Source organism: Hylemonella gracilis str. Niagara R, from assembly GCF_000600295.1.
Taxonomy (GTDB): domain Bacteria; phylum Pseudomonadota; class Gammaproteobacteria; order Burkholderiales; family Burkholderiaceae_C; genus Hylemonella; species Hylemonella gracilis_A.
Genome location: NZ_JEMG01000001.1, coordinates 1,989,061 through 2,007,200, shown reverse-complemented (window position 1 = coordinate 2,007,200; position 18,140 = coordinate 1,989,061). Strand labels below are relative to the sequence as shown.

Genomic DNA, 18,140 nt, shown 5'->3' with positions numbered 1-18,140 from the left:
AACGAAAGCGGTCTGTCGCCGCCTTGCGCCTTAGGAACGCTTGGATGGGGTGTTCACGATGGTGACGCCGTTGAGCTTTTCCTGGGCCACGAGCAGCGAGGCGATGAACTGCTCGCCCAGGCCAAGATTGCTCGCCTGCACGAAGCTCTGGTGCGCCGCCTCGGCCAGAAAACTCGTGGTGGGCAGCGTCTCCGTGAGGTGCGTGTAATAACGCAGGTCTTTCTGGCCGTTGGCGATGGCGAACTTCAGGCCACCCAGGTCGCCCTGCAGGGCCTTGCCCACCATCATCTGGAAGATGCCCGAGTTCACGCCCCCGGCGGACACCACGTCGAACAGCTTCTGTAGGGACAGGCCCGACTTGGCCGCCGTGGCCATGGCTTCCGCAATGGCGGCGGCCGTGGTCATGGCCAGCATGTTGTTGATCAGCTTGAGCACATGCCCGTGACCGGGCGGCCCGACGTGGATCACGTTTTCGCAGAAGGCGGACAGGATGGGACGCACCTTCTCGAAATCCGCGGGAAACGCGCCCACCATGGTGTTCAGTCGTCCCTCCTCCGCCTCCTTGGGCGTGCGGGCCAGCGGCGCGTCGATGTAGATGGCACCGCGCTGCGCAAAGGCTTCACGCAGGCGCGCGGTCGACGCTGGCTCGGCGGTGGAGCAGTCGATGACCATCAGCCCCGGCTCGGCCGCGGCCAGCAGACCGCCGTCGCCCAACACGATCTGCTCGACCTGCGGCGAACCCGTCACGCACACGATGACCGCGCTGGCGCCGCGCGCCAGCTCCGCGCGGCTACCGACCTCGACCGCGCCGGCTGCAAGCAGGTCGTCCAGGTTGTCGCGTGAGCGATGCGCCATGAAACGCAGGCCATAGCCCTTTTTGAGCAGGTTCTTGGCCATGCCGTGCCCCATCATGCCCAGCCCGATGAATCCGATCGTTGTGCTCATGGTCTTGTCTCCTGTGTAGCGGTCTGCAATGTCCCGGGCGCCTGCATTGCGGCTTCCTGGCTGTCCTGCCAGAGCCGGATCAATCGCCGGTAACGCGTGGCCACCTCGGCGACGACAGCAGCGTCGTCCAGTTCACCGGCAAACCACGCGGCGGCGGCCTCGGCGAACAAGGTCCGCCCCACCGCGAAGCCCTTGCACAGCGGCTGGCCGGCCGCGGCCCGGAAGCCGAGCCAGAGCTGCTCTTCGCTCGCTTCCAGTCCGAGCAGCAGCACGCCGCGGCAGAACGGGTCGTGGCGCGTGATGGTGTCGGTCAACAGGGCCCAGCCCTTGCTGTCCGGCGGTGGCAACTTCCACCAGTCCGGCCGCACGCCGGCGTCATAGATCTGCTGCACACCACGCGCCACCGTGTCGCTGCCCCCCGGCAGATCGCGCGGTGGGATCAGCTCCAGCAGCAGCTCATGCCCGGTGCCATGGCAGGCCTGCGCCAGCAACTGCACGGTGGCGATCTGCTGCCGCGCCAGGCCGGCGTCGTCGTCCGGGTGGTGCGAGAGCAGGCACTTCACCACCTGCTCCGCGGGCCAGCTTCTCAAGGCCAGGCCCAGTTGCTCACCGTCCTCGAAAACCAGGGGCCGGGAGCCGGGTCGCTCGACCGGACGGCCGATCCAGACGCCCGTACCCGTGAGACGGTTGAGCACCGAAGCGCCGTATCGGCCGTCCACGATGACACCCGGCCCCGGCAGTGCGGCGGCACCGTTCAGGCCACTGGACATCTGCCCGGTTTTTTCAAGCGCATACCCCTGCTCGGCCGCCTGGGCCACCAGTTGCTTGAACCGCGCGATGCGCTCCACCGACGCGCCGAAACGGGCCGCCAGCTCTTCCAGTTGTGCGCGGTGGTCGAAAGCCAGAATGGCCAGAAACGGAGGCACCGCCGCGCGGGTGCTGCTGCGATGCAGATGCTCCAGCACCGGGTCCTCGCGCAGGCGCAGGTGGCGCGAGCCCTGCGTGAGAAAGTGGTTCAGCTCGACCCAGCTCGGCATGGCAGGCGCGCAACCGTGGCGAGACACCACGAGGGCGCCACAGGCGTTGGCGTAGCGCAATGCGTCGCTTAGGGGTTCGTCCCGGACCCAGCCGCGCAGCAGCCCGGCCATGAAGGCATCGCCCGCGCCGAGCACGTTAAAGACCTCCACCGGAAAACCAGGGCCCTGCACGCCCTGTTCCAGCTCGTCGGCAATCGCGCCAGGGAAGGCCAGACAACCCATGGGGCCTCGCTTCATCACGATCAGGGCCGGCGAGACCTCGCGGATTCTGCGCAGCGCCGCCACCGTGTCTTCGGTGCCACCCGCGATGTGGACCTCCTCCTCCGTGCCTACCACCAGATCGCACAGGGACAGCACGGACTGGATTTCACCGCTCACCGCCTGCGACGCCACATAACGCTGCTCGCCCAGGCCCGGCGAGGTCAGTCGCCATAGCACGGGCCGGTAGTCGATGTCGAGCACCACCCGCGTGCCCGCCGCCCGCGCGGCGCGCATCGCGCACAGGCAGGCCTCGCGCGTGTCCGGGTGCGACAGGTGGGTGCCGCTGATCAGCAAGGCGCGCGCGGTCGCGATGTACGCCGGGGCGATGTGCTCTGCCCTCAGCCCCATGTCGGCGCAATGCCGACGGTAGAACAGCAGCGGGAAGGTGTCCTGGTCCTTGAGGCCCAGAAACACCAGCGCAGTCAGTCGCTGCGGGTCGATGCCCAGCTGCGAGACATCCACACCTTCCCGCTGCAGCGACTCGCGTACAAAACGGCCGTTGTGCTCATCGCCCACGCGGCTGATCATGCCCACCCGCAGTCCCAACCGGGCCGCCCCCACGGCTGTGTTGGCTGGCGATCCGCCAAGGTAACGCGCGAAGGTCTGGACGTCCTCCAGGCGCGCGCCGATCTGCTCACCATACAGATCGACCGCAGCCCGCCCCAGGCACAGCACATCAAAGGACCGCGTCTTGTCAGGATGCTGCGGGTTCAGGCTCACGTTCGCGCTCCTTTCCTTCCCGTTGAAGGGTCCGAAGTCCCCACCTGCGCCTTTGCCTTCGATGCCACGGTGTTGCGAGAGACTGGTAGCTTCTTGGCCAGCTCATGGCCGGTGCCAACCACCAAGGCCTGCGCCAGGCACAGAGGTGCGACCAGGGAGCGGAACGCCGCGTCCGGCCCCTGCCCCAGCTCGAAACACAGCGTGGCGTGGGGCTTGAGTGGCGAGAGCGCGAAGTCGGTGATGGCGATGACGGTGATGCCGCGCGCGCGCGCCTGATCCGCTGCCTGGACCACCTCCTGCGAGTAGTTCTTGAAGCTCGTCACCAGCAGCAGTTCACCACGCTCCATCTGGCGCAAGGTGTCCATCAACATGCCGCCCACGCCGTCCATCAGTTGCGCCTTGATGTCCAGTTGCGCGAGTGCGTAGGCCAGATAGCTGGCCACCGGAAACGCGCGCCGCTGCGCCAGCACCTGCACACGCGTGGCCCGACTGATCAGGCGGGCCGCCTCGGCCAGGTCTTTCGCGTTCACGTTGTCTTCCAGCGTGCCGAGATCGGCCATGCCACTGACGACGAACTGGTGCAGCACGCCGGCTTCGGGCGCGCCCGAACCGTTGGAACGGCGGATCACGTCGATGCGGTCACGGTAGCTGCCCACCCGGTCGAGCAAGCGCGCGCGGAACAACTGCTGCATCTCGGTGAAGCCCGCGAAACCGAGTGTGTTCGCGAAACGGATCAGCGCCGATGGCTGCACCCCGACCGCCTCGGCCACGGTGGCCACGGTGCCCAGGGCCAGATCGTCCGGGCGCTCCAGCACGAACTGGGCGATCTGCTGCTGCTGTTTCGTCAGGCGCGCGTAGGCCTCGGACACTGCGTCGGCGAATTCTTCGAACGTGGTGGCTCTCGTCATGTAAATAGAACAGAAAAACTTGATTAACAAAAGAATAGAACATATATTCTCTTATGTCCAGGATCTTTTCCAGAATCTTTTTTCACCGTTCTTCATGACCCTTCATCAAAAGCCCGCCGCGCTGATCACCCCCTCCATGGTGGTGACCGTGCTCCTGCTGGCCAGTACGCCGCTGTGGCTCAAGAGTGCCGGTCTGTACCAGTACCTCGCCCTGGAAATCACGATCTGGATGATGTTTGCGCTGGCCCACAACCTGCTGCTCGGCTACGGCGGCATGCCCTCCTTCGGGCACGGGGCCTACTTCGGCGTGGGGGCCTATGCCTGCGGTCTGTTGCAGCAGCAGGCCGGGGCCGATCTGCTCACGGGCCTGGCGGGTTGCGCCCTGGCCGCGGCCCTGGTCGGGGCGGTGGTGGCCACCTTCATCTCGCACCGCCGAGGCATCTATTACGCGCTGTTGACGATCGCCTTCGGCCAGCTGATGTGGTTCATCGCGATCAAGTGGCACAGCGTGACTGGGGGCGAGGACGGCCTGCTCAATATCCAGCGCCTGCCGCTGAAGCTACCAGGCCTGGAACTCTCATTGGCCAGCAACGAAGCCCTGTTCTATTTCGTGCTCTCCATCTTTGCGCTGGTGCTGGTCTTCCTGTGGCGGCTCATCCACTCGCCTTACGGGCGCGTGCTGCGCGCCATCAAGCAAAACGAGATGCGCGCGAGTTTTGTGGGCCACAACGTCTGGCTCTACAAGTGGAGCGCCTTTGTGCTCTCGGCAGCGCTCTCGGGCCTGGCCGGTGGCCTGTTTGCACTGGCGCAGCAGTCGGCCTACCCCAATGTGATGAGCCTGCACAACTCGGGCTTCGTGGTGATGATGGTGCTGATCGGCGGCGGCCTGGTGAGCTTCTGGGGCCCGGTGATCGGTGCGCTGGTGTTCATCCTGGCGCGCGACCTGCTGGGCGCTTACACCGAGACCTGGCTGCTGTGGTACGGCCTGCTCTTCATGGCCGTCGTGCTCTACCAGCCCAACGGCATCGCCGGCGCCTGGCAGCACGGTCTTGCGCGCTGGCGCAAGTGGCGCCACGCGACGGACCGCACGGCCGCCGTGAAAACCCAGACCCGGGAGGCCTGAACCATGGCCCTGTTCGAAGCCACGCAGATTCACAAGCGTTTCGGGGACCAGGTCGTCCTCGAAAGCGTGTCCCTCGCCTTCGAGGAAGGTCAGCTGTCGGGCATCATGGGCCCCAACGGTGCGGGCAAGACCACCTGCTTCAATGTGCTGACGGGTCGCTTCGCGCCCAACCGGGGTGTCGTGCGCTTCGCGGGGCAGGACATCACGGGCAAGTCGCCGCGCGAGATCGCCCGCCTGGGGGTGGCGCGCTCCTTCCAGATCATGAACCTCTTCAACGACGACAGCGCCATCGACAACATCGTCGTCGCGCTGAAGTCGGTGCAGGCGCAGGCCTGGTCGGTCTGGCGCGACCTCGGTCGCCACACGGCCGCCTACGAGGAAGCCGCCGAGATCCTGCGCGAGATCGGCCTGGCCGGCAAGGAAAGCATGCCCTGCCGCCGCCTGTCCTACGGCGAGCGGCGTGCGCTGGAGATTGGCGTGGCGCTGGCCGCGCGGCCGCGCATTCTGTTCCTCGACGAACCCACCGCCGGCCTGGGCGCGGAAGGCACGACCCGGCTGCTCGAGCTGGTGGGCCGGCTCAAGCAGAAGATCACCATCGTCATCATCGAGCACGACATGAACTTCCTGTTTCGCCTGGCCGACCGGATCTCCGTGATCCACTGGGGCCAGGTCATTGCCCAGGGCTCACCCGCCGAGCTGCGCGACAACCCCTGGGTGCAACGGTCCAGTCTGGGAGGCTTGCCCGCATGAACACCACCACCGCCCCACAGCTCGCCCCACTACGCACCCCACAACTCGCCCCCCTGTTGCGCGTGGAAGGTCTGGAGACCTTCTACGGCGAATCCCAGGTGCTGTTCGGCGCCTCGCTGGAAGTGGCCGCTGGCGAAGTGCTGGCCCTGCTGGGGCCCAACGGCGCCGGCAAGACCACCACACTGCGCTCCATCCTGGGCCTCACCCCCGCGGCCCGCGGCAGCATCCACTTCGACGGACAGGACATCACGCAACAGGCTACCCACCGCATCGCCGCGATGGGCGTGGGTTGGGTGCCCGACGACCGCCGTGTTTTCCCGACGCTCACGGTGGCGCGCAACCTCGAGATCGCGCGCAAGTCCACGCGTTTTCGCGCCTGGAAACTGGGCGAATGTTTCGAAATCTTCTCGGCCCTGGAGTACTTGATGGCACGCGAATGCGAGAACCTATCCGGGGGCGAGATGCAGATGGTGGCGATCTCGCGCGTGCTGATGGGCGCGCCAGGCCTGGTGCTGTTCGATGAACCGAGTCAGGGCCTGGCGCCCAAGGTGGTGCAGGACGTGATGGCCACCATCCGCCGGCTCAAAAGCGAAGGCGTGGCCGTCGTGCTGGTCGAGCAGAACGTGGCCTGCGCCCTGGCCATCGCCGACCGGGTGTGTGTCATGCAGGCTGGGCGCGTCGTCCATGCCTGCGCAGCCGAAGACCTGCGGCAGGATGCCGCGCTGCAACGCCGCTGGCTGGGGATCTGAGATGAACACACCGCTGCTCCACGTCCAGGGACTGGTCAAGCGCTACCGACGGGGCTGGCTCCAACCGCAGACCACCTTCGAACTGCAGGCCGACTTCCGCATTGACGGCCCCACCATCCTGGGTGTGATGGGCGCCAACGGCGCGGGCAAGACCACGCTGTTTGAACTCATCACCGGCGGTAACCAACCCAGCGCGGGCCGGGTGCTCGTGAACGGTCAGGACATCCACCGCACCCGCTACGAGGAACGCGACCGCGTGGCCCAGCACTACCACCAGTCCTATCAGTTGCGCGCCTTCCGCCGCACGCGCCCGTCGTTCATGCTGGAGCGCGCCCTGAGCAGCCGAGCCCTGGTGCACCTCTTCGACGAGCCGCAGTTCAACACGCAGGACGGCTACATCGGCTTCATGCTGGACTTCTTCCGCAGGCTGCGCAGCGAAGGGCGTCTGGTCGTGCTGTGCCTGCACCCGAACGAGCCAGTGCACCTGGAGATCCTGGCAGAGGTCTGCGAACGTTTTGTCTTCGTGCAGAAGGACAGCCAACGCGTGAGCCGCCTGACGTTTGCCGACGACCTGCCGAGCTTGAGCCGGCAGGCCGCGGTGGCCGCCTACCTCGGCCACCTGGCGCCGGCCTGCGGCGCTTGATACCTTCAGTCGATCTTCGCGCCCGAGTCCTTGATGACCTTCGCCCACTTGAGGGTCTCGCTCCTCATGAAGGCCGACAGCTCTTCCGGCGTGCTGGGCATGGGTTCGAGACCAGCGGCCGAGAAACGCTCGCGCACCTCGGTCGAGCGCAGCACGGCCACGAGTTCGGTGTTGAGCCGTTTCACGATCGCGGGCGGCGTGCCTGCGGGCGCGAGGATGGCGAACCAGCCGCTGGACTCGAAACCCGGCAAACCGGTTTCGGCCAACGTGGGCATGTCGGGCGCGAGCACGGAACGTTTCTTGTCCATCACACCCAGCACCTTGAGGCGGCCCGACTGGATCTGCGGCTTGATGGTCGTGAGGTCGGCGATGGCCAGCGAGGTTTCGTTGCCCATCGCGGCCAACACGGCCGGACCACTGCCCTTGTAAGGCACATGAACAATGTCCACGCCGGCCATGGATTTGAGCAATTCACCCGAGAGGTGCATGGCCGTGCCGTTGCCGCCCGAGGCGTAGGTCAGCTTGCCGGGTTCCTTCTTCGCGAGTGCGATCACGTCCTTGACCGTCTTCGCGGGCAGTTCGGTGCCGGCCACCAGCACGAAGGGACTGGCACCGAAACCGGTGACAGGCACAAAGTCGCGCTGCGGGTCGTAGGACAGGGTCTTGTAGAGCGAAGGATTGGCCGTCAGGCCGCCGGCCGAAGCCAGCACGATGGTGTAACCGTCGGCCGGCGCCTTGGCCACCATGCCCAGACCCACGCCGCCGCCGGCGCCAGGTTTGTTGTCCACCACCACGGGCTGGCCCAAGCGTTCAGACAGCTTGGGCGCCACGATGCGGGCCGCCGCGTCGGTGCTGCCACCGGGTGGGAAGGTCACCACCAACTTGATCGGGTTGGCCGGCCAGGCCTGCGCCATGGCGAAGCCCGTGAATCCGAGCAGAACGCAAAGCGCCAGATAACGACGAGCTTGGGAAATTGTCATTTTTGTCTCCTGTACTGGTTATGGATGGCAAATTTATAGCCGGAACAGATGCACGGCATTGCTTTCGTAGAACATCTTCTTGTGTTCAGGTGTAAGCGGCAGCGCATCCATGGCGGCCACCTCGCCCAGTTCGTACTGGTAGGGATAGTCCATCGCGTACATGACGCGGTCCATGCCCATCTGCTGCTGCACGAAGCTGATGGCGGGTTCCCAGGCCATGCCGCTGGTCGTGTACCAGAAGTTCTCGCGCAGGTAGTCGCTGGGCTTCTTCTTGAGCGGCTTGACGCCCGGATGCCGGTTGGCACGCACGATGCCCGCGTGCATGAAATCGATGCGATACAGCCAGAAAGGCAGCCCCTCCCCCAGATGTCCCAGCACGATCTTGAGCTTGGGGAAACGGTCGAACACGCCCGAGATGATCAGGCGCAGCGCGTGCAGACCGGTCTCGGCCTGGAAGCCGTAGATCGCGGCGTCCATGCAGCGTGGCAGGAAGGGCTGAATCATCTGCGGCGGCGGCGTGTTGGGGTGGATGTAGAAGGGCACGTCCAGCGCCTCGGCTGCGGCGAACACATCCCAGTACTGCTCATCGTCCAGGTAGGTGCCCATGGTGTGCGAGTTGACAACTGCGCCCTTGAGGTCCAGCTTGGTCACTGCGCGCTCCAGTTCCCGCGCGGCCTTTTGCGGCGCATGCGGCGCCACGGCGGCCAGGCCTGCGTAACGGTCCGGGTGCTTGCGGATGGTTTCAGCCAACTGGTCGTTGGTGGACACGGCCAGGGCGGCGGCTTCATCCGGCGGGAAGACCTGCACACCGGGCGCGGTCAGCAGCAGCAGTTGCACGTCCACGCCCGCGGCATCCATGTCGGCCAGGCGGCGCGCCTGCATGTCCTGGATGCGGTCGCGCAAGTCCTTGGCACGCGGCGCCTCGCTGGTGCCGAAAAAGCCCCAGAGACTGAAAAACCCGGGGTCGTCCAGACTCTTGGTCTCGATGATCTTGCGGTAACGCTGCACCAGTTCGGGCGTGGCCCAGGCTTCTTCCGTCGCGATGCGACGCCATGCTTGCTGACTCATCCGTATCTCCTTCTCAGTCGGATTAGATGCATCCATAATTCATCTGTAAATCGAAAAATTCCGAATCATTCATGAATTTATTTCAATGACTTCCGGCTTCTCGCCCACCATCCGCCAACTACGCGCCTTCAAGGCGGTGTACCAGTTGCGCAAGCTCGGCGCGGCGGCGGAACAGCTGTCACTGACGCAATCCGCCGTGAGCGTGCTGATCCGCCAATTGGAAGAAGGCCTGGGCGCGCGCTTGTTCGACCGCACCACCCGCTCCCTGCAACCCACCCAGGCTGGCCAAGACGCGATCCAGGTGGCCGAGCGCATCCTGCGCGATGTGGACACGCTGGGCTCCAGCTTCATGGACCTGCGCGCCCATCAACGCGGCCGCGTCTGCATCGCCATCACGCCCACGCTGGCCGGCATGCTGCTGCCCGAGGTCATCCGCACCTTCAGCCTGCGCTACCCGCATGTACAGACTCTGGTGGACGATGTCTCGCCCGAGCAGTTCGTGAGTCGCGTGGTCGGTGAGCATGTGGATTTCGGCATCGGCACACCCGAGCGCGCGGGCGGCGAAATCGTTCAGCAGCCCTTGATGCGCGACACGCTCTGCCTGGTCTGCGCGGTCGGTCACCCGCTGGCCCAACTGAAGCAAGTGCGTTGGGCCGACTTGGACGGGCAGCCCCTGATCACGGCCCGCCCTGGGTATGGCGTGCGCCAGTTGGTTGAAACCAGCGCCGCGCGCGCGGGCGTGCGGCTGAACGTGGTGGGTGAGGTGTCCTTCCAGTCCACGGCACTCTGGCTGGCACGCAGCGGCCAGGCCGTGGCCCTGGTGCCCACCGCCTACGCGCGGTGCCTGGCGCAGCCGGACTTGCTGATCAAGCCACTGCGCCAACCCGTGGTTTCGCGCGACGTCTACCTGGTCTGCAAGCGTGGCCGTTCGCTCTCGCTGGCCTGTGAGAGCTTCATCCAGGTGCTGCGCGAGGAACTGGCCTCCGGGCGTGCCATGCCGCAGGTTGGCAAGGTCGCGGTGCCTAAGGCCGCGCGCACGACATGATCAGAGCCGGGCCGCCAGCCGCGCGGCCTGGTCGATGGCGCGCTTGGCGTCCAGCTCGCCCGCCTCGAAGGCACCGCCGATCAGGTGCAGATCCTGGCCAGGCACGCGGCCTCTGGACTGCAGTTCGTCGAAGACCGAGCGTTGCGAAACCTGACCGGCGCAAAGCACCACGGTGTCGCAATCCATCCACTGCGGTTCTTCACGCTGCTCACCCCGGGTGATGGCCAGGCCCCAGCCTGCGCGCGTGCCTGCACCCTCTGGATGCCCACCGATGCGCTCATAGTTCACGCCGCCTTCCATGCGCACCCGTTTCATCTTCAATGCGGCGCGGTGGATCCAGCCCGTGGTCTTGCCGAGCTTCTCACCCAGCTTGCCGCGCTTGCGCTGCAGCAGTGTCACCTCGCGGGCAGGCGCGGGTGGCCGCGGCCCCCGAGGGGCCAGGCCGCCAGGTGCTTGCGCAGGATCAACCACGCCCCATTCGGCCAACCAGGCCGGCAGGTCCAGCGCGGTGGAGTGCCCCTGGCTGGTCAGATACTCGGCGACGTCGAAACCGATGCCGCCCGCACCGACGATGGCCACACGGCGACCCACGGGTTTCGTGCCTTGGAGCACGTCCACATAACTCATCACCCGTGGGTCGTCCTGCCCCGGAATATTCGGATCTCGCGGCACCACGCCGGTGGCGACCACCACCACATCGTAGGTCTGCAGGTCTTCGGCCCGTGCACGGGTGTTCAGGTGCAAGGTAACGCCCGTGGTTTCGATGCGTCGGCGCAGGTAACGCAACATCTCGTGGAACTCTTCCTTGCCGGGAACCTGTTTGGCCAGGTTGAGCTGGCCACCGATCTCACCGCTGGCTTCAAAGAGATGCACTTCGTGGCCGCGTTCAGCAGCGATCGTGGCGACCGTCACCCCGGCGGGCCCCGCGCCGACGACCGCGATGCGCTTGGCCGGTGCGCCCAGGTCTTTCAGCGGACGGTAGACCAGTTCGGTTTCGTGGCAGGCGCGCGGGTTGACCAGGCAACTCGTGAGCTTGTTCACGAAGATATGGTCCAGGCAGGCCTGGTTGCAGGCGATGCAGGTGTTGATGTCCTCGGCTCGGCCCTGCGCCGCCTTTTTCACAAAGGCTGGGTCAGCCAGTAGCGGGCGTGCCATGGACACCATGTCCGCGCAGCCTTCGGCGAGCAATTGCTCAGCGACCTCGGGCGTGTTGATGCGGTTGGACGTGACCAGGGGCGTGGTGATGCCGGCGGCGGCGAATTCGGCCTTCATCTTCTTCGTGACCCAGGCAAAGGCCGCGCGCGGAACGCTGGTCGCGATCGTGGGCACGCGCGCCTCGTGCCAGCCTATGCCGGTATTGATGATGCTGGCGCCGCCCTGGGCCACGGACTTGCCCAAAGTGACGACCTCGTCCCAGGAACTGCCGCCAGGCACCAGGTCGATCATCGAAAGCCGGTAGATGAGGATGAAGTCGGGCCCCACGGCCTCGCGCGTGCGCGCCACGATCTCCAGTGGCAGGCGCATGCGCTGGCTGTAGTCACCTCCCCATGCGTCGTCGCGCTGGTTGGTGTGCTGGGCCAGGAACTGGTTGATGAAATACCCCTCGCTGCCCATGATTTCAACGCCGTCGTAACCGGCCTCGCGGGCCTTCACCGCGCAGTTGACGAAAGCACGGATCTGCCGCTCCACCCCGCGCGCCGACAGCGCGAAGGGTTTGAAGGGCGAGATGGGCGACTTGATGGCTGAAGGCGCCACGGCCAGCGGATGGTAGGCGTAGCGGCCTGTGTGCAGGATCTGCAGCGCGATCTTGCCGCCCGCCTTGTGCACGGCTTGCGTGACGACTTGGTGCCGCCGCGCCGCGCCCGAAGTGGACAACGTGCCCGCGAAGGGCTTGGCCCAGCCCGCCACATTGGGCGCGAAACCGCCGGTCACCATCAAGCCCACGCCGCCCTCCGCGCGTTCGCGGAAGTAGGCAGCCAGTTTGCTCAGGTCGCGTCCATCTTCCAGGCCCGTGTGCATGGAACCCATGAGCACGCGGTTCTTGATCTGCGTGAAGCCGAGGTCCAATGGCGCCAGCAGATGGGGATAAATGCTGTGGCGGAGGTCAGTTGAGGTCATGGTGGCGACGATGGTAAGGCCGCGAACCCGTTGCGGAGGGTAGACCCAGGCCCGGACAAACCCGGCAGCGGCGCTGCTAAAATGCGCGTTTCTCGTTCGAGTCACACCAAAGTCATACCACCCCAGAAGGATTTGCCATGGGCAACAAGATCGTCACCGAAGCAGACCGCAAGGCCACTCCCCGCCCCGTTCCCCCGAACGGTTTTTCCCTGCCCACCGGCGGTCGCGGCCAGCGCGTCAGCCTGGAGCGCGGCGTCGCCACGCGCAGCAAGAAGAACCCGGGCAAGCGTCCGAGCAAGGGTGGTTAATCGTCAGCGGATGAGTCCTCACCCCGGCGGAACCGGACTCCTCCCACCGAAAAGGCCCCTGGCGGGGCCTTTTTTCATTTCGCCCCCCTGGCCCGGCCCGCACACCGGTGACTCGACTGGCTGTTCGAAAGCCCAGGCAACTCAGTCCCAGAATTTCCACCACGGGGGATCCATGTAGTTATCCAATGTTCCGCGTATGCTCACGATAGGTACAGTGCCTTCGGCTTTCTTTCTTTCATTGTTCATGCACTGATTCCATCCTTCCTTCTGATGGAGCGGACAAGCGCGAGGTTCGGCCAAGAACCCCTCATTGGCATCCAGAACACCTGAGCCCAGGCTTTTGCCCACTTGTGCATAGATTGCATTCACCTTCACATTGAGATCGCTCAGGGCTGCGGCAGAAAAGCCAGAACCCAGGAAACCAACGCCAAACATCTCGATCACTTGCTTCAGATCCGCCTCCAGCGCCGCCTTGATTTCGGATTCCCGGCTTTCGGCATAAACCACGAACCGCGCGCGCAGTTGGTAGTAGGTGATGTACCTGCGCATCAAATCGTCGTTTGGCGGCAAACCCAGCTCTTTCCAAGACTTCCCTCTCCGCTCCCCGAGGTCCGTCCCCAAAAGCAGGTTGATCACACGCGGATCACCAAGGATCAGGAAACCGTTGATTTGCCGCCTGGACGAGGCCGACGCCGAAGCCCCCTGCCCCGCGCTCATACTGCCGGAAGCATCCACCTCACTGGTCCATTGGGTCACAAAGATCCCCGACTTGCTGGTCTTCTCCCTGACCTTCCGCAAGCTTTCCGCCAAGTTCAAGCCGCTCGTCTCCACGGCCTGCTTGGTCGCGTCGATGGCCTTGTCGATGGCGCCATCGGCAGAAAAATCCTCACCCTTGTACAGTTGACTCAGGCTCTTGAGAACGGAATCCTTGCGGTCGCTTTTCGCCGCCATGGATTTGGCTTCTTCCAGCACAATCTTGCGGACCTGCAACTGGGCGGCCAATGCCGCTTGAGCTTGAGAAACCTGTAAGACATCCCGCAGCTCTATCAGATTCGAAAGCGTCACGTTGCCATTCTGAAGTTCACAATTCTTCTTCTGACTATCCGTCTTGCAGAAATGGCGCTCCAGAACCTGGGTCTGCGCCCCCGGCGCGAAACGCGGCGCCATCGCATCGGGCAGGTCCTTGTGCCCCGGGAAAAACCGCGCCACATGCTCGAAGACTGAAAACGGATCTGGGTCGTAGCTGACCATACCGACCACATCCTCAGCCCCTGTGCCCGTGATGTTTACGACGCGCTGCATGCGCAGGCCGTAGGCGCCAAATTCAGACTTGCTGACCGTGCCCAGTTCGGTCATCGCGATGTTCATGGAAGAGGGTGTCGCGCAGCCCATCAACAGGCTTGCTGCAAGCGCCATGAACGGCAGTGGCCAAGCTCGACCTCCTGGACTCAAGTTCTTGGCCGCGCGGGCCATACCCGCCATGGACGCTTCCTGCTTCATGGGTGCACCTCCAAGGTGTTGAACTATCACGCTGCGGTGCTACCCCGGCTCGAAACGACGTCGCAAGCGGACGGCATCTTCAGCTTCCCGACGGGGCACATTCATGGGATCGAATTTGCTTAGGAGGTGGGGTATTTCCACATCAGCCCGAAGCGTAACTATCCGCAAAAGGGATCACAAGCAAGTTCAGACAATGGTGGTCGTGGCTTGCTTATCGCCGCCGCAGCACCAGCAACCCGAACAGCGCGGCCGTGAGGTACATGCTGACCGAGTAGACGGCTGCGGGCAGCGCAAGCTGGAAATTGCCCAGCACCGACAGCGCGACGAAGATGGCCAGCGTCGAGTTGTGGATCCCGATCTCGAAACTCACCGCGGTGGCCATGGGCTGGTCCAGCCCGGCCCCGCGCGAGAGGTAGTACCCCGCGAACAGGCTCAGCAGGTTGAAGGCCAGCACCACAGGCCCCAGGCTAACCAGTGTCTGACTCAAGGCCGTCCATTCCTTGACGATGGCGATCAGCGCAAACGCCGCCAGCACACCCATGCTCAGCGCTTTCATCGGCCGCTCCATGTGCGCCGCGAAGGCCGGGCTGCGACGACGCACGGCCATGCCGAACAACACTGGCAGCAGGATCACGGCCACTACCTCGAACACCTTGCCGAACTGCAGGGGCACGATCTGCCCGCTTTGCACGAAGGCGGCAATGGCGAAGTTGGTGATCAGCGGCAGGCTGACGATGGACAGCAGGGTGTTGATGGCAGTGAGCGAGATGTTCATTGCCACGTTGCCGCCGAACAGATGGCTGAACAGATTGGCCGATACGCCCCCCGGCGATGCCGCCAGCAGCAGCAAGCCCACCGCGTAGACCGGCGCCAGGCCCACCAGCACCACAAGCAGCCAGGCCATGGCGGGCAGCAGGACCATTTGCATCATCAGGGCCAGCAGAACGGCCCGCGGGTGATGGCGCAGGCGTGCGAAATCGCCCACCGTCAAGGACAAGCCCAGGCCGAACATCACCAGGGCCAGGGCGCCCAGCAGCAACTGGGGCAGCAGGTCGATGAAACTCATGCGCGCGGCCCGCGCCGGTCATGCGGCTTTATTGTCATGGCGATCTCCTCGGTTTGAACCGACCCCATGATAGGCAGGCCACGCGCTTGCGCCTGCCCGTGCTTACCCCGTGCTCAGTACGCCTTGAAGTTCGCCGCGATCCGCTGCTTGAGGTAGTCGCCCGCTGTGATGGCCGGGTACTTGCGCGCCGGGCCTTCGATGACGGCGGATCGATTGGCCTGGGCGAAGAAAGCCAGGCTGTAGCGCGGCCCCATGTACTCGCCCGGCTGCGGGTTGCGCACGCGGTGGAAGTTGCTGGGCAGGCGGTCGTCGCTCCAGCGCATCAGCATGTCGCCGATGTTGCAGGTGATGGCGTCGCCGTCGGGCGGAATGGGCGTCCAGGCCTGGGCGTCCATTTCCTTGCCGGGGCAGACTTCGAGTCCGCCCTGCCCCTGGCGCTGGTAGAGCAGCGTGAGGCAGTCGAAATCGGTGTGGGCACCGGCACGCCAGAGGTCCAGCTTGTCTTGCACCTCGGGCGGGATGGCGTAGTAATGCAGCAGGCGCAGCGTGCTCTGGTAATCAGCCTGTTCGGGATCATGCGCGCGCGTGAAGAAATCGTCGGCGAAGCCCAGCTTGTGCGCGAAGCAGGACAGCACCTGCATGCCCACCGCCCAGCTCTTGCGCTCGAAGGCCAGCATGGTGGCCTGGAAACCCGGCAATTCGGCCTCGGTGGGCCAGAGCTCAGCCATATACGGACGGGTGATCTGGTAGCTCTCCTTCTGGTCCGGCGTGCCCGTGGAGGGCCGCACCTGGGCGCGGCTTTCCCAACCCACGTTGAGCGCCTTCTGGTGCGGGTACTGCCGCTTCACCGACTCGGGCAAGGCGAAGAAGCGCTCGGCCATGGCGAAGGCGTCCTGGATTTCCTCCGGGCGGATGCCGTGGTTGACGAGTTGGAAGAAGCCGACGTCCACCGCCGCGTCCCAGAGCTGGTCGGCGATCTCGGCCTTGCGGGCCTCGAAGTTGGAAAGGTCGATGCGGCGGATGTCGCGCGCGGTGTCGAGCGTGCCCATCGTGCCCATGCGCGATTCTTTTTGCAGCTCGGTGAGGTCGTAAAGCTTGGCGGTCATGCAAATCTCCTGAAAGTTGAACTTCAAGAGCAATTTCCGGCCACAACCCCAGGGGTTGGGTGAACGCTTCTACTCCTGCCACAAGACAAGCAAGGCCCGGGCCAGAACTGTCACCCCGACGGTATACACAACTGGCACACGCTTTGCTTGAAAGCGCCCAGGAGTAGAAGCGTTCAGCGTTGGCCAGCCCGGCGCCCGGAAATTGCTCTGGAAACCCGGTCGACCTGATCGGGCACTCACCCTTTCCAGGAGCCTAACCATGCTTCGTCGCCAATTCCTTGGTACGTCCACCGCAATTGCCGCGTCCACCCTCGCCGCACCCGCAGTCTGGGCCCAACCCAGCACCAAACTCACGCCCTTGAAGTTCACGCTGGACTTCCGCGTCACCGGGCAGACCGCACCCTTCTTCCTCGCGCAGGCCCAGGGCTATTACCGCGACGAAGGGCTGGACGTGTCCATCGACGTGGGCGCCGGTTCGGTGACCTCCATCACCCGCGTCGCCAGTGGTGTCTACCAATTGGGCCTGGGTGACATCAGCTCGCTGACCGAGTTCCAGGCCCAGAACCCAGGCACACCCGTGGTGCAGGCGGTCTACCAGTACTACAACCGCGCACCATTCGTGATCATCGGCCGCAAGGACCGGGGCATCACCAGCGACTTCCAGAGCCTCAAGGGCAAGCGCATCGCCGCGGCCGCCGTCGAGTCCACCCGCCGCGCCTGGCCCATGGTGGCCAACAAGCTCAAGCTCGGTGCCGATCATTTCCAGTGGGTCACGACCGACTTCAGCGCGCGTGACAACGTGATGGTGCGCGGCGACGTGGACGGTGCCACCTATTTCCACGACTCCGCCGTCTCGCTGTTCGCGCGCATGAAAGCCGAGGAACTGTCGGTGCTGAAGTACACCGAGGCCGGCGTCAACCTCTACGGCAACGCCGTGCTGGCCAGCCGCAAGCTGATCACCGAGCAACCGGCCCTGGTGGCGGGTTTTCTGCGCGCGAGCAACCGCGCCCTGAAGGAAACCCTGGCCAACCCGACGGCGGCCATCGCCGCCATCAAGCAGCGCGAACCCATCCTGGATGAACAGGTGGAACTCGAGCGCTGGCGCCTGACCGCCCAGTACGTGGCTGCGCCGGACGTGGCGACGCACGGCCTGGGCGACGTGCGCAAGGCGCTGCTGGAGGAACAGATCACGCAAGTGGCCCAGGTCTTCGGCCTGCAGAACCGCCCCAACGCCGACAACGTGTTCGAACGCAGCCTGTTGCCGACCGGCGCGGAACGCGCTTACAAGGCCTGAGCATGAGCCTGCCCACGGAAATCACCCTGGACGAGCGCGACGGCGCTTACCTGCGCCAGGCCATCACCTGGTCCGCCACCGGCCGCGCGCGCGGCAACCGGCCCTTTGGCGCCGTCATCGTCTCGGACCAGGGCGAGGTACTGGCTGAGGCCTGGTGCAACACCAGCGAAACCGGCGACTGCACCGGCCATGCAGAGACCAACGCGGTGCGGATGGTCTCACCGCGTGTGGACCGCGAGACGCTGACGCGCGCCACGCTCTACTCCTCCGCCGAGCCTTGCGTGATGTGCGCAGGTGCCATCTTCTGGTCCAACATCGGGCGCGTGGTCTACGGCATCGACGCGGTACGGTTGCGGGTGTTTCGCGGGGAACGCGCCGAGCAGCGCGACGCCGAACTGTCCTGCCGCGATGTCTTCGCGGCATCGCCGCACCCGATCGAATGCATCGGGCCGGCCTTGATCGAGGAAGCCAGCGCCCCGCACTCGGGCTTCTGGAAAAGCTGAACCGGGGCGGAAGCCC

At 65.1% G+C, this 18,140-nt stretch carries 16 protein-coding genes and 1 pseudogene; 8 read left to right on the top strand and 9 right to left on the bottom strand.

What is annotated here, in order from left to right; all coding sequences use genetic code 11:
* Window positions 1-30: 30 nt before the first annotated feature.
* The 3 genes from AZ34_RS09340 to AZ34_RS09330 are packed head-to-tail and all read right to left on the bottom strand — an operon-like array spanning window position 31 to window position 3,871.
* The gene (locus AZ34_RS09340) at window positions 31-945 is read right to left on the bottom strand and encodes an NAD(P)-dependent oxidoreductase (RefSeq protein WP_035607402.1); all 915 of its coding nucleotides are present in this window, start codon (window positions 943-945) and stop codon (window positions 31-33) included.
* The gene (locus AZ34_RS09335; RefSeq protein ID WP_231495499.1) at window positions 942-2,963 is read right to left on the bottom strand and encodes a bifunctional 5-dehydro-2-deoxygluconokinase/5-dehydro-2-deoxyphosphogluconate aldolase; all 2,022 of its coding nucleotides are present in this window, start codon (window positions 2,961-2,963) and stop codon (window positions 942-944) included. Before AZ34_RS09335 ends, AZ34_RS09340 begins: the two co-directional genes overlap by 4 nt.
* Window positions 2,960-3,871, bottom strand: coding sequence for a MurR/RpiR family transcriptional regulator (locus tag AZ34_RS09330; protein WP_081767149.1), 912 nt, complete (start codon window positions 3,869-3,871; stop codon window positions 2,960-2,962). Before AZ34_RS09330 ends, AZ34_RS09335 begins: the two co-directional genes overlap by 4 nt.
* A 94-nt stretch (window positions 3,872-3,965) precedes the next feature.
* Here AZ34_RS09330 and AZ34_RS09325 point away from each other — a divergent pair, with 94 nt between their 5' ends.
* From AZ34_RS09325 to AZ34_RS09310, 4 genes are read left to right on the top strand one after another with little or no spacing between them, the layout of a single operon-like run.
* Window positions 3,966-4,994 carry a branched-chain amino acid ABC transporter permease gene (locus AZ34_RS09325; RefSeq protein ID WP_035607399.1) on the top strand — a complete coding sequence of 343 codons (1,029 nt, stop codon included), beginning with the start codon at window positions 3,966-3,968 and terminating at the stop codon, window positions 4,992-4,994.
* Between the two features lie 3 nt (window positions 4,995-4,997).
* Window positions 4,998-5,744, top strand: a complete 747-nt coding sequence (locus AZ34_RS09320) for an ABC transporter ATP-binding protein (RefSeq protein ID WP_035607397.1) — start codon at window positions 4,998-5,000, stop codon at window positions 5,742-5,744.
* Window positions 5,741-6,493 carry an ABC transporter ATP-binding protein gene (locus tag AZ34_RS09315; protein WP_051509652.1) on the top strand — a complete coding sequence of 251 codons (753 nt, stop codon included), beginning with the start codon at window positions 5,741-5,743 and terminating at the stop codon, window positions 6,491-6,493. Before AZ34_RS09320 ends, AZ34_RS09315 begins: the two co-directional genes overlap by 4 nt.
* 1 nt (window position 6,494) lies before the next feature.
* On the top strand, window positions 6,495-7,136 hold the full coding sequence (locus AZ34_RS09310) for an ATP-binding cassette domain-containing protein (RefSeq protein WP_035607394.1): 642 nt from the start codon (window positions 6,495-6,497) through the stop codon (window positions 7,134-7,136).
* Between the two features lie 5 nt (window positions 7,137-7,141).
* On the opposite strand, the gene AZ34_RS09305 is transcribed toward AZ34_RS09310, so the two are convergent.
* Both AZ34_RS09305 and AZ34_RS09300 read right to left on the bottom strand, forming a co-directional pair.
* Complete coding sequence (locus AZ34_RS09305) at window positions 7,142-8,116, bottom strand: Bug family tripartite tricarboxylate transporter substrate binding protein (RefSeq protein WP_035607391.1); 975 nt, start codon at window positions 8,114-8,116, stop codon at window positions 7,142-7,144.
* A gap of 33 nt (window positions 8,117-8,149) precedes the next feature.
* A complete protein-coding gene (locus tag AZ34_RS09300) occupies window positions 8,150-9,184 on the bottom strand; it encodes an amidohydrolase family protein (RefSeq protein WP_035607388.1) in 1,035 nt (344 codons plus the stop codon).
* An 85-nt stretch (window positions 9,185-9,269) separates the two neighbouring features.
* Between AZ34_RS09300 and AZ34_RS09295 the strand changes: the two genes are divergently transcribed.
* Window positions 9,270-10,229, top strand: a complete 960-nt coding sequence (locus AZ34_RS09295) for a LysR family transcriptional regulator (RefSeq protein WP_035607385.1) — start codon at window positions 9,270-9,272, stop codon at window positions 10,227-10,229.
* Here AZ34_RS09295 and AZ34_RS09290 read toward each other — a convergent pair whose 3' ends face one another.
* On the bottom strand, window positions 10,230-12,347 hold the full coding sequence (locus tag AZ34_RS09290; protein ID WP_035607382.1) for an NADPH-dependent 2,4-dienoyl-CoA reductase: 2,118 nt from the start codon (window positions 12,345-12,347) through the stop codon (window positions 10,230-10,232).
* A gap of 137 nt (window positions 12,348-12,484) precedes the next feature.
* Between AZ34_RS09290 and AZ34_RS18545 the strand changes: the two genes are divergently transcribed.
* Window positions 12,485-12,655 carry a hypothetical protein gene (locus AZ34_RS18545; protein ID WP_006297688.1) on the top strand — a complete coding sequence of 57 codons (171 nt, stop codon included), beginning with the start codon at window positions 12,485-12,487 and terminating at the stop codon, window positions 12,653-12,655.
* Window positions 12,656-12,796: 141 nt separating this feature from the next.
* Here the strand turns inward: AZ34_RS18545 and AZ34_RS09285 are convergent, their stop codons facing one another.
* From AZ34_RS09285 to AZ34_RS09275, 3 genes and pseudogenes are all read right to left on the bottom strand, one after another.
* Window positions 12,797-14,155, bottom strand: coding sequence for a hypothetical protein (locus tag AZ34_RS09285; protein WP_155831766.1), 1,359 nt, complete (start codon window positions 14,153-14,155; stop codon window positions 12,797-12,799).
* A gap of 211 nt (window positions 14,156-14,366) precedes the next feature.
* Window positions 14,367-15,224, bottom strand: a pseudogene (locus AZ34_RS09280) (bile acid:sodium symporter family protein); the annotation flags it as partial.
* 110 nt (window positions 15,225-15,334) lie between these two features.
* Window positions 15,335-16,327, bottom strand: a complete 993-nt coding sequence (locus tag AZ34_RS09275; protein WP_035611318.1) for an isopenicillin N synthase family dioxygenase — start codon at window positions 16,325-16,327, stop codon at window positions 15,335-15,337.
* Window positions 16,328-16,586: 259 nt separating this feature from the next.
* On the opposite strand from AZ34_RS09275, the gene AZ34_RS09270 reads away from it, so the two are divergent.
* Entirely contained in the window at window positions 16,587-17,621 is a 1,035-nt protein-coding gene (locus AZ34_RS09270) for an ABC transporter substrate-binding protein (RefSeq protein ID WP_035607371.1), read from the top strand.
* A gap of 2 nt (window positions 17,622-17,623) precedes the next feature.
* Window positions 17,624-18,124 carry a nucleoside deaminase gene (locus AZ34_RS09265; RefSeq protein ID WP_035607367.1) on the top strand — a complete coding sequence of 167 codons (501 nt, stop codon included), beginning with the start codon at window positions 17,624-17,626 and terminating at the stop codon, window positions 18,122-18,124.
* The last annotated feature ends 16 nt before the right edge of the window (window positions 18,125-18,140 follow it).